Source organism: Vogesella fluminis (assembly GCF_014652335.1).
Lineage (GTDB): Bacteria > Pseudomonadota > Gammaproteobacteria > Burkholderiales > Chromobacteriaceae > Vogesella > Vogesella fluminis.
The window spans coordinates 79217-93461 of the sequence record NZ_BMYP01000003.1; the positions used below are offsets into that span (position 1 = coordinate 79217).

Here is a 14245-nt window from a genome sequence, read left to right on the forward strand (position 1 = left end):
GCATCATGCGATGACCGTCAGATCAAGCATGCGGTCGGCCAGTTCGGCAACGGAGAGTTCGCCGTTATCGTGATACCACTGAACCGTCCAGTGCAGGCTGCCCAGTAGGGTGCGGCGCAGCAGGCGGGTGTCCGGCTTGACCAGGCCGGCAGCGGCGGCTTCGTCCAGTGCGTCCTGCCATAGTGCCTCGTAGCGGTCGCGTAGCACGATCAGGCCGGGTTTGGCGGCGGCTGATACGCTGCGCCATTCGTACAGCATTACTTCCAGTGCGGCCTGGTTGTCGCCCAGCAACGAGTGCAGATGGACGTGGAACAGCGCGGTCAGCTTGTCGCGCGGCGTCTTGGCGCGGGACAGCGCTGCGGCCAACTGTTCGGTGGTGGCGGTGATGCCCAGCGCCATGACCGCGACCAGAATCTCTTCCTTGGTGCGGAAATGGTAGAACAGGCTGCCGGATTGCAGGCCGACGGCATTGCCCAGGTCGCGCACGGTGGTGCGTTCGTAGCCCTGGTCGCGGAACAGGCGGGCGGCGGCGCGCACCAGCTCCATGCGGCGGCTGTTATCTTCTGTGGCGTTTTCTTTGCTCATTTATGATGTCGCCGTTTCTTGTGAGGGGCAGGATGGCCGGGTATCCAGCTGCTTCAGGCAGGATTGAAGAACCCGCTCCGGCAGCATGTCTTCCAGGCAGCGCAGGTGCTGGTAGGGACAGGTGCGCTCGAAGCAGGGGCTGCAATCCAGGTTGAGGTTGACGATTTCGGCGTGGTCGCTGAGCGGCGGCGTGAAGTCCGGGCTGGACGAGCCGTAGAGGGCGACCAGCGGGATGTGCAGGGCGGCGGCAACGTGCATCAGGCCGGAGTCGTTGCACACTGCCAGCTTGGCCAGCGCCATCAGGTCGATGGCTTCGTCGAGGCCGGTCTTGCCGCACAGGTTGAGCGCCTTGCCCTGTGTCAGGCGGCCGATTTCCTCGCCAATGTCCTGGTCCTTGGCCGAGCCGAACAGCCACACCTGATAGCCGCGGCTGTCCAGTGCCGCCGCCAGGGCGGCGAAGTGGCGCGGCGGCCAACGTTTGGCCGGGCCGTATTCGGCGCCGGGGCACATTGCGACCACCGGTTTGTCCAGCGACAGGCCCAGGCGCGCGGCGACGGCCTGTTGGGCGGCCGCTTGCGAGCTGAGGCTGGGGTGCGGGATCGGGCGGTGCAGCGCGTGGCGCGGCTCCTCGGCCAGAATGCAGAAGCGCTCAACCATGGTCGGCAGCTTGTGTTCATCCAGCTCGCGGGTGTCGTTGAGCAGGCCGTAGCGCAGTTCGCCGGTAAAGCCGGTGCGCAGCGGAATGCCGGCCAGGAACGGGATCAGCGCCGCCTTGAGCGAATTGGGCAGCACCACCACCTGGTCGAAACCCTCACGGTGCAGGGCGCGCGCCACGCGCCAGCGCTCGCGCAGGCGCAGCTGGCCATGCCCGAACGGGTTGAGGTGCGCCTTGGCCACCTCCGGCATCCGCGCCAGCAGCGGCAGGGTCCAGGCGGGGGCGAAGACGTGCAGTTCCAGGCCGGGGTGGCGCTCGTGCAGGCGACGGTACAGCGGCTGCGCCATCACGCCGTCACCTACCCAGGAAGGGCCGATTACCAGTAGCTTTTTGATCATGTATCAAGCAAAAAAGGTGCAGCGCAAGCCGCACCTTTGTCCATTGGGCAGGAAGGCTTAGTGGTGGCCGCTAACCGGGCCGGTCAGCTTGTAGTGGGTGCCGCAGTACGGGCACAGGGCCTCGCCGCCGTTTTTCACGATCGGCAGGAACACGCGCGGGTGCGAGTTCCACTTCAGCATGTCCGGTGTCGGGCAGTGCAGCGGCAGGTCTTTTGCCGTGACTTCGATAAAGCGAGCGGTGTTTTCTTTCAGTTCTGCCATGTTCGGTACTTTCTTGTGTGCCCCGTGCCGGGGCGGCTAGCCAATGGGTTAATCGATGTGGGTGAGCCAGTGTTGCTTGCCGGCGTCCAGACCCTTGACGCAATCGAAGTAGCGCTTCTGGATCTCGGTGGTGATCGGGCCGCGCTTGCCTTCGCCGATGCTGCGGCGGTCCAGCTCGCGGATCGGGGTCACTTCGGCGGCGGTGCCGGTGAAGAAGGCTTCGTCGGCGGTATAGACTTCGTCGCGGGTGATGCGTTTCTCGATGATCTGCAGGCCCATTTCCTGCGCCAGTTGCACCACGGTGTCGCGGGTGATGCCTTCCAGCGCAGAGGTCAGGTCCGGGGTGTACAGCTTGCCCTTGCGGATGATGAAGATGTTCTCGCCGGAGCCTTCGGCCACGAAACCGTCCACGTCCAGCAGCAGCGCCTCGTCGTAGCCGTCTGCCGTCGCCTCGTTGTTGGCGAGAATGGAGTTCATGTAGTTGCCGTTCGCCTTCGCCTTGCACATGGTGATGTTGACGTGGTGGCGGGTGAACGAACTGGTCTTGACGCGGATGCCGGCTTCCAGGCCTTCCTCGCCGAGGTAGGCGCCCCATGGCCAGGCGGCGACGATCACCTGCACGTCGTCCTTTTTCGGCGCGATGCCGAGCTTGCCGGAGCCGTAAAACGCCATCGGGCGGAAGTAGCAGGACTTGAGCTGGTTGGCACGCACCACGTCGATATGCGCCTGGTTGATCTGCTCCTTGCTGAAGGGCAGGTCCATGCCAAGGATCTTGGCGGAGCGGAACAGGCGGTCGGTATGATCCTGCAGACGGAAGATGGCCGGGCCCTTCGGTGTCTCGTAGGCGCGCACGCCTTCGAACACGCCCATGCCGTAGTGCAGGGTGTGGGTCAGCACGTGGGTGGTGGCGTTGCGCCAGTCAACCAGCTGTCCGTCGTACCAGATGAAACCGTCGCGATCTGCCATCGACATGGTGAATTCTCCGCTGTAGTCCTGTTTTTAATGTGGCGCAATTATAGCGCCGAGTGTTGCGCTTGTGTTTTCAAGCTTCATCCTGCAATGCGCATTGCCACAGCGCGCGCACGTGACGGTAGTCTTCCTGCGGGATGTCGTCGGTGGTCTGGCTGTCATTGAGCCGCGCCGCGTGCTGCAGCCGGCGGTAGTGGCGATAGGCGCTCTGTCCCTGGCTGGCCAGCTCGGCCGGAATCAGGCCAACGTTGGCCGCAGCGCCGAGCAGGGCGATGTTGCCGCTGTTGCGGGTCAGCTCCGGGTACTGGCTGGCGTGCGCCAGGATCAGAAACTGGGTGATGAACTCGACATCGACGATGCCGCCGCGCGCATGCTTGACGTCGCCGTCGCGGGCCGGGTGGCTTTCCAGCATCTTGGCGCGCATCGCCAGCACCTCGTCGCGCAGCTGGCCGATGTCGCGTGGCTGGGTCAGCACCTGATGGCGGATGGCCTCGAATTGCTGACCGATCGCCGCGTCGCCGCAGACAAAGCGCGCGCGGGTCAGCGCCTGGTGCTCCCACAGCCAGGCATCCTTCTGCTGGTACTGGCGGAAGGCGTCGACGCTGCTGACCAGCAGGCCGCTGGTGCCGTTGGGGCGCAGACGCAGGTCGATGTCGTACAGCGAGCCGGCGGCGGTGACGCTGGTCAGCCAGGTGGTCAGCTTGCGTGCCAGCCGCGAGTACAGCTCGGCGGCGTCCGGGTGCTCATCATCGTAAAGGAAGATCACGTCGAGGTCGGAGGCGTAGCCCAGTTCCTTGCCGCCCAGCTTGCCGTAACCGATGATGCTGAAGCGCGGCACCTCGCAGTGGCGCTTGGGCAGGTCCAGCCAAGCGTGGCGCAGCGTGGCGTCCAGCACCATGTCGGCCAGCGCCGACAGCTCGTCGGACAGCGCTTCCAGTGTCCACATCCCGGCCAGATCCTGCGCCACCAGGCGGAAGGTCTGCGCGTGCTGGAAGTGGCGCAGGGTGTCCATCTGCGCCTCGACGTCACCCTGGCAGTCGGCCAGCTGCTGTTCCAGTTGCGCCGCCAGCTGCGGCCAGTCAGGTGTGGCGTACAGCACGCGTGCATCCAGCAGCTCGTCGAGCAGGATCGGATGGCGGTTGAGGTAGGCCGATACCCAGGCGCTGGCCGAGTACAGCGAGGCCAGACGCTGCAGCGTCTGCGGATACTCCTGCAGCAGCGACAGGTAGGAGGCGCGACGGCTGATGCTTTCCAGCAAGGTCAGGATCCGAGACAGCGTCAGGTCCGGGTTGTCGAAACCGGCGGCGACCTCGATCAGCGGCGGAATCAGCGCGTCCAGCTTCTTGCGGCTGCTGTCCGGCATCTGCTGGTAACGCTGGCTGGCGGCGAGGCTGCGCAGCTGGCGCTGCACGTCGGCGGCGTCGTGATAGCCGAGCTGCTGCAGTGTGGCGCTGATGTCGTTGTCGGCCAGCTCCTGCCACAGCGCCTGCAGCGGATGGGCGGCGGCGCCTTCGGTCGGCAGGAAAAACACCTGCTCGAAGTGGCGGGTGACGCGGCGGCGGTGCTGGTTGAGCGCGTCGAGGAAACTGTGCCAGTCGGCAAAGCCCATGCTGGCGGCGATGCGCTGCCGGTTGTCCTCGCTGGTCGGCAGGTTTTGCGTCTGCTGGTCGTCGAGGTATTGCAGGCGGTGTTCCAGGTTGCGCAAGAAGGTGTAGGCCTCCAGCAGCTCGGCCACCGTTTCCGGCTCCAGCAGGCGCAACTCGGCCAGCACGGCGTAGGTTTCGCGCGTGCTGCGCAGTTGCAGGCGGCGTTCGCGGCCGCCGCGGATCAGCTGGAACACCTGGGCGATGAACTCCACCTCGCGGATGCCGCCCGGCCCCAGTTTGATGTTTTCCGCCATATCGCGGCGCGCCACCTCGCGGCGGATCTGCGCGTGCAGCTCACGCATCGCGCCGTAGGCACCGTAATCCATGTACTTGCGGTACACGAAGGGACGCACCAGCTGCGACAGGTAGCTGTCGTCGCCGCTCATTACCCGCGCCTTGATCCAGGCGTAGCGTTCCCACTCGCGGCCCTGGCTCAGTAGGTAGTTTTCCAGCGCCGCCAGGCTCATCACCAGCGGGCCGGAGTCGCCGTACGGGCGCAGGCGCATGTCGACGCGGAACACCTGGCCGTCGTAGGTCAGGTCGTTGATGGCGCGGATCAGCTCCTTGCCGAGACGGGTGAAGTACTCGTGGTTGGAGGTCTTGCGCTGGCCGTTGGTGTCGCCGTCTTCCGGGTAGATGAAGATCAGGTCGATGTCGGAGGACACGTTCAGCTCGAAGCCGCCCAGCTTGCCCATGCCGATCACGATCAGCTGCTGCACCTCGCCGCTTTCCTCGCCGATCGGGTCGCCGAACTGCGCCAGGCTGCGCCGTGCCACCGGCAGTGCCTGCTGCACGGCAAAATCGGCCAGCGCGCTGATGGTGGTGACGACTTCGTGCAGATCGGCCAGGCCGGCGTGGTCGCGGGTGATCAGCCGTGCCATCACCGCGGCGCGCAGCTGGCGCAGCGCCGGCATCAGCGCGTCGATGCTGTCGAAAGCCGGCCAGTCGGCGAACGCCGTCATCTCCGCCAAGTCAAAACAGTGATCCAGCCTTGCGGCCAACCTTTCCAATTGTTCGGGACGGGCGCCCAGCAGGCGGTCGAGGTAATAACTGAATGCGCGCGCAGAGGCGATGGCGGCGGTATTTGCTGGCATAATGCGCTTTCAACGCTATGACGAAATCGTGACTGACCATTCTACCCCCACTTCCCCGTCCGATGTAACGCCGCCTGACCGCAGCTGGCGCATCCTGCGGACTGCCCGTCGCATCCTGCGTGCCGCTGCCTGGCTACTGGCCGCGGTACTGCTGCTGCTGGCCGTTTCCTTCCTGAGTTTCCGCTTCATCCTGCTGCCGAACCTGGACCGCTTGCGCCCGTATCTGGAGCAGTCGCTGGGCGACGCCAGCGGCATGGCGATCAAGGTTGGCCGCATCGACGGCGAATGGCTGTGGTGGGCGCCGGTGCTGACCCTGCACGACGTGCAGGTGCGGCCGGCATCGCGCGCCAGCGCCATCCGCCTGTCGCGGGTGGAGGTGATTCCGGCGTGGAAAAGCTGGCTCTATCTCGAACCGCGGCTGGCCAGCCTGCAGCTGGACGATTTGCAGCTGGCGCTGCAGCGCGACCGCCACGGGCGGCTGAGCCTGAACGGCATCGCGCTGTCCGGCGGCAAGGGCGACAACCGCCTGCTGGACTGGCTGCTGCGCCAGGACAGCATCACGCTGAGCCTGAAGCAGCTGAGCTGGCATGACCAGCTGCTGGCCTTGCCGGCGCTGCGGCTGGAAGGGCTGACCCTGCAGCTGCAGGACAACTGGCGCGGCCACCGCCTGCAGCTGCGCGGCCGCCCGGACAGCCCGCTGCTGCCGGGCCTGCTGCTGGATGCCGGCTGGCAGGGCGCTGCCGTTGCCGACTGGCGGCAGTGGCAGGGCGACCTGACGCTGGCCGCCGGCAGCGGCGAGCTGTCGCTGCTCAAGCGCTACTGGCCGACGGCGCCGTTTGCCGGCCAGGGGCGCGCCAGTTCGCGGCTGACGGCGGCGTTTGCCGAGGGCCGCATCACCGCGCTGCAGGGGCGCTGGCAGGTGGATGACGTGTCGCTGGCGCTGCAACGGCGCGATCTGCCCTTGCCGCGGCTGGCCGGCGAGGTGGACTACCGCAGCGCGGCGGCGGGCGAGCACCAGTTGCAGGCCAGCCACTTGACCTTGTCCGGCGAATTCGGCCCGCTGCTGCGCGACGCAACGGTGGACGCCAACTGGCACGAGCAGCGTGGCGGGCGCGTGCAGCTGTCCGGGGTGTCGCTGGCGGGCTTGTGGCCCGTGCTGCAGCAACGCGTCACGCTGCTGCGTGAGTTGCCGCTGACGGCGCTGGACGGCGAACTGGCCAACACCCGCTGGCAGTGGCAGGGGCCGTGGCGGGCGCCGCGCGACTACCGGCTGAGCACGGCCTTCCGCGAGTTGCGGCCAACCTTGAGCACCAGCCCGACAATGCAGGGCGGTGTCAACGGCGGATTGAACCTTGCGCACGATGGCGGTGCGCTGTCGCTGTCCGGGCAGGGGCTGACGCTGGCGTGGCCGCAGCAACTGGCCGAACCGTTGGCCTTGCAGCAGCTGGCTGGCCAGCTGCGCTGGCAGCGGCAGGGCCAGGGCTGGCAGTTCACGCTGCCGGCGCTGCGCCTGCAAACCCCCGATCTGAAAGCGGAGCTGAGCGGCCAGGGGCTGCTGCCGGCACAGGGCGCACTGCAGGGGCGGCTGGACATCCGCGTGCCGCAGGTGGCGGTGGCCCGCGTCAGCCGCTATCTGCCGGCGGTGATCGGCCGCAGCACGCTGGACTGGCTGGACATGGCACTGGTCGGTGGCACGGCGCGCAATGTCAGCGCGCGGGTGGAGGGCGACTTCAGCCGCTTCCCGTTCGGTAACGATGCCGGCGGCCGTTTCGATGTCGATGCCGAGGTGGCCGGCGGCGTATTGCGCTTTGATCGCGCCTGGCCGGATCTCACCGCCATCGACGGCAAGTTCGCGATGCGCAACGACCACGTGCTGGTCGACGCCGCCACGGCGCGCACCGCCGGTGTGGCGCTGCAGGCGGTCAAGGTGCGCCTGCCGGACCTGATGACGCAGCCGGCACACCTGCTGATCGACGGCCAGGCGCGCGGTGCGCTGCCGCAGATGCTGGCCTACACCCGTAGCAGCCCGGTGGACGGCTGGCTGGGCGGCTTCCTGTCGACCATCGACAGCCAGGGTGAGGCCGCGCTGAAACTGGGGCTGGACATTCCGCTGTCTGCGCTGCGGCAGAGCAAGGTGCGCGGCGAGGTGAGCCTGCCCGGCAATAACCTGCAGTTCCGCCAGCTGCCGCTGCCGCCGTTGCAGGCGGTACGCGGCGTGCTGAACTTCAACGAGCGTGGCGTGAGCTCGCCGGGGATCGGCTTTGCCGCCTTTGGCGGGCAGGGGCGGCTGACCGCGACGCAGCGTCGCGATGATGTGATGCAGTTTGCGGTGCAGGGCGACGCCGCCATCACCCCGGTGTTGCAGCAGTATGTGCCGCTGCTGTCACCGCTGGTGTCCGGCCGCACGCCGTACCAGGCCAATTTCGACATCAGCAATAATCTTGATGACCTGCAGCTGCTGCTGAGCCTGCGCGGGGTGGCGATCCAGGCACCGGCGCCGCTGGCCAAGCCGGCCGACGCCGAATGGCCGCTTCAGCTGCGCTTGCGGCCAACCTTGCAGGGCTGGCAGCTGGCCTGGCAACAGCAGGAACGGGCGCAGGGCACGGTGACGCTGGACAGCCACGGCAATCTGCGCGGTGTCGGCGTTGGCGTCGGCGCCGAGGTGCCGGCCAGCCCGCAACAGATCGGCATCGCCATCCGCCAGCCGCAGCTGGACCTGCTGCCGTGGCTGGGCGTGGTGCGGCAGCTTGCCGCCACGACAGGTACGACCGGCACGACCGAGCGCGCCGGCCTACCGCTGCAATTGCAGCTGGCGACGCCGCTGCTGCAGCTGGCCAGTTACCGCTTGCACGACGTGGATGGCCGCCTCGACTGGCACGGCGGTGAGACGCCGCTGCAGCTGCAGATTGACAGCCGCGAGGCTGCCGGCCAGTTGCGCTACAGCGCGGCCGGCGACGGGCGGGTGCAGGCGCAGCTGTCGCGGCTGACCCTGCCCTTGCCGGAAGAGACCGCGGCGGTAGGGGACGCCGGTGCCGGTTCGCTGCTGGCCGATGTCAGCGTGCCGGTGCTGGAGGTGGCGGTGGCGCAGCTGTTCTGGGAGCGCTACCAGCTCGGCCAGCTGACGCTGTTGGCGCAGCCGCGCGGTGAGCAGTGGCAGCTGGACAAGATTACGCTGCAGATGCCGGAAGGGCACCTGCAGCTCAACGGCGTGGCGCCGCGCGAGGGTAGCCGCCAGCCGCAGACACGGGTCGATGTCGCCTTCGATACCGAGGACGCCGGCGGGCTGCTGACGCGCTTCGGCATCGCGGATGCGCTGTACGGTGGTCGCGGCCGGCTGGACGGCCAGCTGGCGTGGCCGGGCCGCCTGCACGATTTCGAGCTGGCGCGACTCGGTGGCCAGCTGCGGCTGGACGTGCGCGACGGCCGCTTTGCCCAGGTCAACCCTGGCGTAGCGCGCTTGCTGGGCATCCTCAGCCTGCAGTCGCTGTCGCGCCGCATCCGGCTGGATTTCACCGACGTGTTCAGCAGCGGTTTTGCCTTTGACGCGATCACCGGCAGCGCTGCCATCCGCGACGGGGTGTTTGCCTCCGACGATGTGCGCATGACCGGGCCGGCGGCGCTGGTCACCCTGCGCGGCGAGGCCGACTTGCCACGCAACCAGCAGAATGTGCGCGCCCGCATCACGCCGCACATTTCCGAGAGCGTGTCGCTGCTGGCCGGCGCAACCCTGGTCAACCCGCTGCTGGGGGCGGCGACGCTGCTGACGCAAAAGATATTGCAAGACCCGATTAATAAGGTATTTTCCTTTGAGTACCAGATCAGCGGCAGCCTGACCGATCCGCAGGTCAGCAAGGTGGGGGAGAATGTCAGCCCCGCGCCGCCGCCCAAGACGCCCGAGGACCACAGATGAAGACAGCTTTCAAGGTCGCCGCCATCCAGATGGTGTCCACCACCCGCCTGCAGCAAAACCTCGACACCGCCGCCCGCCTGGTGGCGCAGGCGGCCACTGACGGCGCGCAACTGGTGGTACTGCCGGAATATTTCTGCCTGATGGGGCGCGAGGAAGGCGACAAGGTGCGCATCCGCGAAACCTTTGGCGACGGGCCGATCCAGCAGCAGTTGGCGGCGATGGCGCGCGACAACAAGGTGTGGCTGGCGGGCGGCACGCTGCCGCTGGCCTGCGATGCCGACAACAAGGTATTGAACAGCCTGCTGCTGTACGCGCCGGACGGCAGCGTGCACAGCCGCTACGACAAGATCCACCTGTTTGGCTTTACCGGCAACGGCGAGCGCTACTGCGAATCGGACAGCATCGTCGCCGGCAGCCAGCCGCTGCGCGCAGAAACGCCGCTGGCCGACATCGCCTTCGGCATCTGCTACGACCTGCGCTTCCCCGAGCTGTTCCGCCAGATGGCGCCGTTCGACCTGCTGGTATTGCCGGCGGCGTTCACCGCGCAGACCGGCGAAGCACACTGGGAGGTGCTGCTGCGCGCCCGCGCCATCGAGAACCAGTGCTACGTGCTGGCCTCGGCGCAGGGCGGCAGTCACGAAAACGGCCGCAAGACGCACGGCCAGAGCATCATCATCGATCCGTGGGGGCGCATCGTCGCCCAGCTGGACAAGGGCGAGGGTGTGGTCATCGCCGAGATCGACCCCGAAATCATCAACTCGGTGCGCACCCGGCTGCCGGCGCTGTCGCACCGCGTTTTTTCCTGAAAGCAAAAGTCATGAGCAACGCCATTTCCATCGCAGACAGCCTGCTGCTGGCGCCGTACGGCGTCAACGAACAGGTGATCGAGGCCACCCTCGGCCGCATGCTGCAGCATCAGGTCGACTATGCCGACCTGTATTTCCAGTACACGCGCAGCGAAGGCTGGAGCCTGGAAGAGGGCATCGTCAAGGCCGGCAGCTTCAGCATCGACCAGGGTGTCGGCGTGCGGGCGGTATCCGGTGACAAGACCGCGTTTGCCTACTCCGACGACATCAGCGCCTTCGCGCTGGGCGAGGCCGCCGATGCGGTGCGCGCCATCGGCGCCGTCGGCGGTCACGGCAATGCCGGCGCGGTGGCACTGCGCCGCGGCAGCAGCCTGTATCCGGCGATCGATCCGGTCGGCAGCCTGCCGGCCGAGGCCAAGGTGTCGATCCTGGAGCGCATCGAGCGGCTGGCACGCGCCATCGACCCGCGCGTGATCCAGGTGATGGCAGGGTTGGCCGCAGAGTACGACGTGGTCTACGTCGCGCGTCATGACGGCGTGCGCGCCGCCGACGTGCGGCCGCTGGTGCGCATCTCGGTGACGGTGATCGCCGAGCAGGACGGTCGGCGCGAGATGGGCAGCAGTGGCGGCGGTGGCCGTTACGACCTGACGCAGTTTACCGACGCGGTGATCGAGCACCACGCGCAGAAGGCGGTGCAACAGGCGCTGGTCAATCTGGAGGCGCGGCCGGCACCGGCCGGGCAGATGACGGTGGTGCTCGGCTCCGGCTGGCCGGGCGTGCTGCTGCACGAAGCCATCGGCCACGGCCTGGAAGGCGACTTCAATCGCAAGGGCACCTCGGCGTTCTCCGGCATGATCGGTCAGCGCGTGGCCGCCGCTGGTGTCACCGTGGTCGATGACGGCACGCTGTCGGCGCGCCGCGGCTCGCTGTCGATCGACGACGAAGGCAACGCCACCAACCGCACCATGCTGATTGAGGACGGCATCCTCAAGGGCTATATGCAGGACGCGATGAACTCGCGGCTGATGGGGGTGGCGCCGACCGGCAACGGTCGTCGCGAGTCCTACGCCCACATCCCGATGCCGCGGATGACCAATACCTACATGCTCGGCGGCGACAAGGCACCGGAAGAGATCATCGCCTCGGTCAAGGACGGCATCTACGCGGCCAACTTCGGCGGTGGCCAGGTCGATATCACCAGCGGCAAGTTCGTGTTCTCCGCCTCCGAGGCGTGGCGCATCGAGAACGGCAAGCTGACCTGCCCGGTGAAGGGCGCCACCCTGATCGGTAACGGCCCGGAGGTGCTGAACTACGTGTCGATGATCGGCAACGATCTGGCGCTGGACGAGGGCGTCGGCGTCTGTGGCAAGGAAGGCCAGAGCGTGCCGGTCGGCGTCGGCCAGCCGACGCTGCGCATCGACGGCGGCCTCACCGTCGGCGGTACCGCCTGACAAGGTTGGCCGCAAGCTTGCGCTATCCGCTCAACACGCCATCGCTGTGCGATGGCGTGTTTTGCTGCCGTCTCCGATAGCGGGATCAGGCTCTAGCTCAGGCTGACAATGGTATTGCGTCCGGTGAGACGGGCTTTGGTCAGTGCGGCCTCCAGCCGCACTTGCAGCTGGCGTGCATTACGGTCGGCCTCGTTCCAGGTGCTGATGCCGATGCAGGTGCTGGTTTCGCAGTTGGCACCATCCGGCCAGAAGGCAAAGCTGCCAAGCCGCTGCTGCAGCCGCTTGGCGACCCTGACCGCATCCTGCAGCGTGGTCTGCCGTAACAGCATCACCAGCGTGCCGTTTTCGTGACGGCCAACCAGATCGCCATCACGGCTGCTCTGCACGCACAGATAGCTCACCATGCGCCGGAAATGGGTACGGTTATAGGCACCCAGCGGTGCCTTGTCATGAATCGGCACGACCTCGGCATGAATCTGCAGTGCGGCCAGCGGATTGTGATAACGGCGGGCATGGCCAACCTCGATACCGGCACGCTCCAGCAGCTGGCCGGCAGACAGGACGCCGCTGATGTAGTCATCCGGATCTTCTGCCATGTTTTCATCGCCGGCCGGCAGCAGTTGCCGTACCCGCTCGAACAGCTCGTCCTTCTTTTTTAGCAGCTCGTTCATCAGCTGCTGCTGGCTGTGATCCGAAAAGGTAAAGATCAGCGTCGGATAAGACCATGCCACGACCCGTGCCGACAGCAGCACCGGGAAGCAGCGGCCGCGTGCCGAACATATTTCGCCTTCGATGTTGTAAAGCAGATCCTGGCGCTGAATGTCGCGCAGGATGTCGCCCAGCGGCGGCTTGCTGACAAAGCGCGCCAGCGGCTGGCCCATCAACTCCGGCAAAGGCAGGCCAAGCTGGATCGATGCCAGCTGGTTGGCGGCCATCACTGTCATGTCGGCACTGTCGGCCATGATGAAGGCACCCTGCAAGGTATCGATCATGCACTGGAAATTCAGATCGTCCGGCATAGACAGCCCCCCGCCATCAGTCTGCTGGTGCCGTGCCATGAAATGGCCGGCTGATTATTAACATTAGGGCCTGTCACCACTTATTTTAAAGTGGCGCAGGCCATGAATGGCTTCGGATGGAAGGCGGATGGTTCGCATCTGGTGATTCCAGGCACTCCCCCGGTAACTGCTCTGCGATATTTTGTTGGCAACTCTTGTCCGGCCCGCCCTTTGAGGTCTGGCCGGCCTACGGGAAGGGCAGGCCGGCTGACAGTTGACAACCGCGGCATCCGGAATGGTGCTTGCGGCCAACGTTGGCCGCAACGGGCTATGGCGTGCCGAGCGCTACCCGGGTTTCGCGCGGCCCCGGTGTGACCAGTGCAAAGCGGGTCATCACGTCACGGCCCAGTACCAGCCTGACATCGGTGTTCTGCCGTAAGCCGGTTTTTTCGGCAATAGCCGGTTTCAACGGCAGGCTGGCACTCAGCCGGGCTGCCACGCCGGCATAGCCGGGGCGGTATTCGACCACGGTAACCGGCTGGCGGAACGGCTTGCTGTTGGTGAGCCGTGCAGCCGGATAGCCCTGTGCAAGCAAGGCCTGATTCACGCGCCGGGCCATGCCGGTAATGCCGTTGCCGTTGGATACCTCGTACAGGGCAGTGCGTGCCGGTGGTGCCGCCTCTTTCGCCGGTGCAGGCCGGGCTGCGGCCAACATGGTTGGCGCCGCCGGCTCTGTTGTCTGCGGTTGCCCGGCGGGTGCTGGCGGCGGCACGATAGCCGGTGCCGGTTCCGCCACCGGCGATGATGCGGCGGGCAGGGCAGGCGACGGTGTTGCCACTTCGGCTGCAGCCGGCTGGCTGGCCGGCTCCACCGTCGGTGCCGCCATCCTGGTTTCTGTCACCGGTGGCGCTACCGTATTGCCGGCGGCAGCTGCCGGCGGGCTGACCGTGGCCGGAGCAAAGGCCTGCTGCACCAGCTCGGCCTGCGCTTTCTGCGCCAATGCCAGATTGAGGTTGGTGGTGATCTTGGCGTCGCCCGGCTTCAGGCTCGCCGCCTTCTCCAGCATGGCGGCGGCCTCGACCGGGCGGCCTTGCAGGTAGTAGGCGTAACCGAGGTTGTTGTAGAAGTGCGCGGTATCTGGTGCGGCCGCCAATGCCAGCTGGAATTCCATGATCGCCAGTTCGAACTGGTGCTGACCGGCGTAGAGGCTGCCGAGTGCGTTGTGGGCTTCGGCGTAGTGCTTGTCCAGCGCCAGCGCCTGCCGGAATGCCGGGATGGCGAGATCGTTCCGGTTCTGGCCCTGGTAGTAGCGCCCCAGCTGATAGTAGGCCGCGGGGCTTTCATTGGCATGACGCACCTTCAGTAGCGGCTGAAAGCCCCACGCCTGTTTTGACGGAAGGACCGACTCGCAGCTTTGCAGCAAAGGAACACAGCACAGCAGCGACAACAATAGCGGAGTGTTTTTCATGGTA

The 14245-nt window shown here is 66.5% G+C and carries 10 protein-coding genes; 3 read left to right on the top strand and 7 right to left on the bottom strand.

Annotated features, from left to right (window positions below):
- Positions 1–3 precede the first annotated feature (3 nt).
- The 5 genes from IE083_RS01820 to glnE form a co-directional block, all read right to left on the bottom strand.
- On the bottom strand, positions 4–585 hold the full coding sequence (locus IE083_RS01820) for a TetR/AcrR family transcriptional regulator (protein ID WP_189351932.1): 582 nt from the start codon (positions 583–585) through the stop codon (positions 4–6).
- Positions 586–1638: a lipopolysaccharide heptosyltransferase II gene (gene waaF / locus IE083_RS01825; RefSeq protein ID WP_189351933.1), complete on the bottom strand. Its 1053-nt coding sequence runs from the start codon at positions 1636–1638 to the stop codon at positions 586–588.
- Between the two features lie 57 nt (positions 1639–1695).
- Entirely contained in the window at positions 1696–1899 is a 204-nt protein-coding gene (locus IE083_RS01830; RefSeq protein WP_189351934.1) for a zinc-finger domain-containing protein, read from the bottom strand.
- A 48-nt stretch (positions 1900–1947) separates the two neighbouring features.
- A complete protein-coding gene (locus IE083_RS01835) occupies positions 1948–2871 on the bottom strand; it encodes a branched-chain amino acid transaminase (RefSeq protein WP_189351935.1) in 924 nt (307 codons plus the stop codon).
- A gap of 70 nt (positions 2872–2941) precedes the next feature.
- Positions 2942–5608 carry a bifunctional [glutamate--ammonia ligase]-adenylyl-L-tyrosine phosphorylase/[glutamate--ammonia-ligase] adenylyltransferase gene (glnE, locus tag IE083_RS01840; protein WP_189351936.1) on the bottom strand — a complete coding sequence of 889 codons (2667 nt, stop codon included), beginning with the start codon at positions 5606–5608 and terminating at the stop codon, positions 2942–2944.
- A gap of 28 nt (positions 5609–5636) precedes the next feature.
- On the opposite strand from glnE, the gene IE083_RS01845 reads away from it, so the two are divergent.
- Genes IE083_RS01845 through tldD form a run of 3 tightly spaced genes read left to right on the top strand, consistent with a single transcriptional unit; the run spans position 5637 to position 11775 of the window.
- A complete protein-coding gene (locus IE083_RS01845; RefSeq protein WP_189351937.1) occupies positions 5637–9518 on the top strand; it encodes a YhdP family protein in 3882 nt (1293 codons plus the stop codon).
- The gene (locus IE083_RS01850) at positions 9515–10324 is read left to right on the top strand and encodes a carbon-nitrogen hydrolase family protein (protein WP_189351938.1); all 810 of its coding nucleotides are present in this window, start codon (positions 9515–9517) and stop codon (positions 10322–10324) included. Before IE083_RS01845 ends, IE083_RS01850 begins: the two co-directional genes overlap by 4 nt.
- A gap of 11 nt (positions 10325–10335) precedes the next feature.
- Positions 10336–11775, top strand: a complete 1440-nt coding sequence (gene tldD, locus IE083_RS01855; RefSeq protein WP_189351939.1) for a metalloprotease TldD — start codon at positions 10336–10338, stop codon at positions 11773–11775.
- 92 nt (positions 11776–11867) lie between these two features.
- On the opposite strand, the gene IE083_RS01860 is transcribed toward tldD, so the two are convergent.
- Complete coding sequence (locus IE083_RS01860; RefSeq protein WP_189351940.1) at positions 11868–12794, bottom strand: GGDEF domain-containing protein; 927 nt, start codon at positions 12792–12794, stop codon at positions 11868–11870.
- A gap of 307 nt (positions 12795–13101) precedes the next feature.
- A complete protein-coding gene (locus IE083_RS01865; RefSeq protein WP_189351941.1) occupies positions 13102–14241 on the bottom strand; it encodes a LytR C-terminal domain-containing protein in 1140 nt (379 codons plus the stop codon).
- Positions 14242–14245: the final 4 nt, after the last annotated feature.

Bases quoted from the DNA above. Each gene is read 5' to 3' on its own strand.
- IE083_RS01820 (WP_189351932.1), bottom strand. From the start codon at position 585: ATGAGCAAAGAAAACGCCACAGAAGATAACAGCCGCCGCATGGAGCTG.
- waaF (WP_189351933.1), bottom strand. From the start codon at position 1,638: ATGATCAAAAAGCTACTGGTAATCGGCCCTTCCTGGGTAGGTGACGGC.
- IE083_RS01830 (WP_189351934.1), bottom strand. From the start codon at position 1,899: ATGGCAGAACTGAAAGAAAACACCGCTCGCTTTATCGAAGTCACGGCA.
- IE083_RS01835 (WP_189351935.1), bottom strand. From the start codon at position 2,871: ATGTCGATGGCAGATCGCGACGGTTTCATCTGGTACGACGGACAGCTG.
- glnE (WP_189351936.1), bottom strand. From the start codon at position 5,608: ATGCCAGCAAATACCGCCGCCATCGCCTCTGCGCGCGCATTCAGTTAT.
- IE083_RS01850 (WP_189351938.1), top strand. From the start codon at position 9,515: ATGAAGACAGCTTTCAAGGTCGCCGCCATCCAGATGGTGTCCACCACC.
- tldD (WP_189351939.1), top strand. From the start codon at position 10,336: ATGAGCAACGCCATTTCCATCGCAGACAGCCTGCTGCTGGCGCCGTAC.
- IE083_RS01860 (WP_189351940.1), bottom strand. From the start codon at position 12,794: ATGCCGGACGATCTGAATTTCCAGTGCATGATCGATACCTTGCAGGGT.
- IE083_RS01865 (WP_189351941.1), bottom strand. From the start codon at position 14,241: ATGAAAAACACTCCGCTATTGTTGTCGCTGCTGTGCTGTGTTCCTTTG.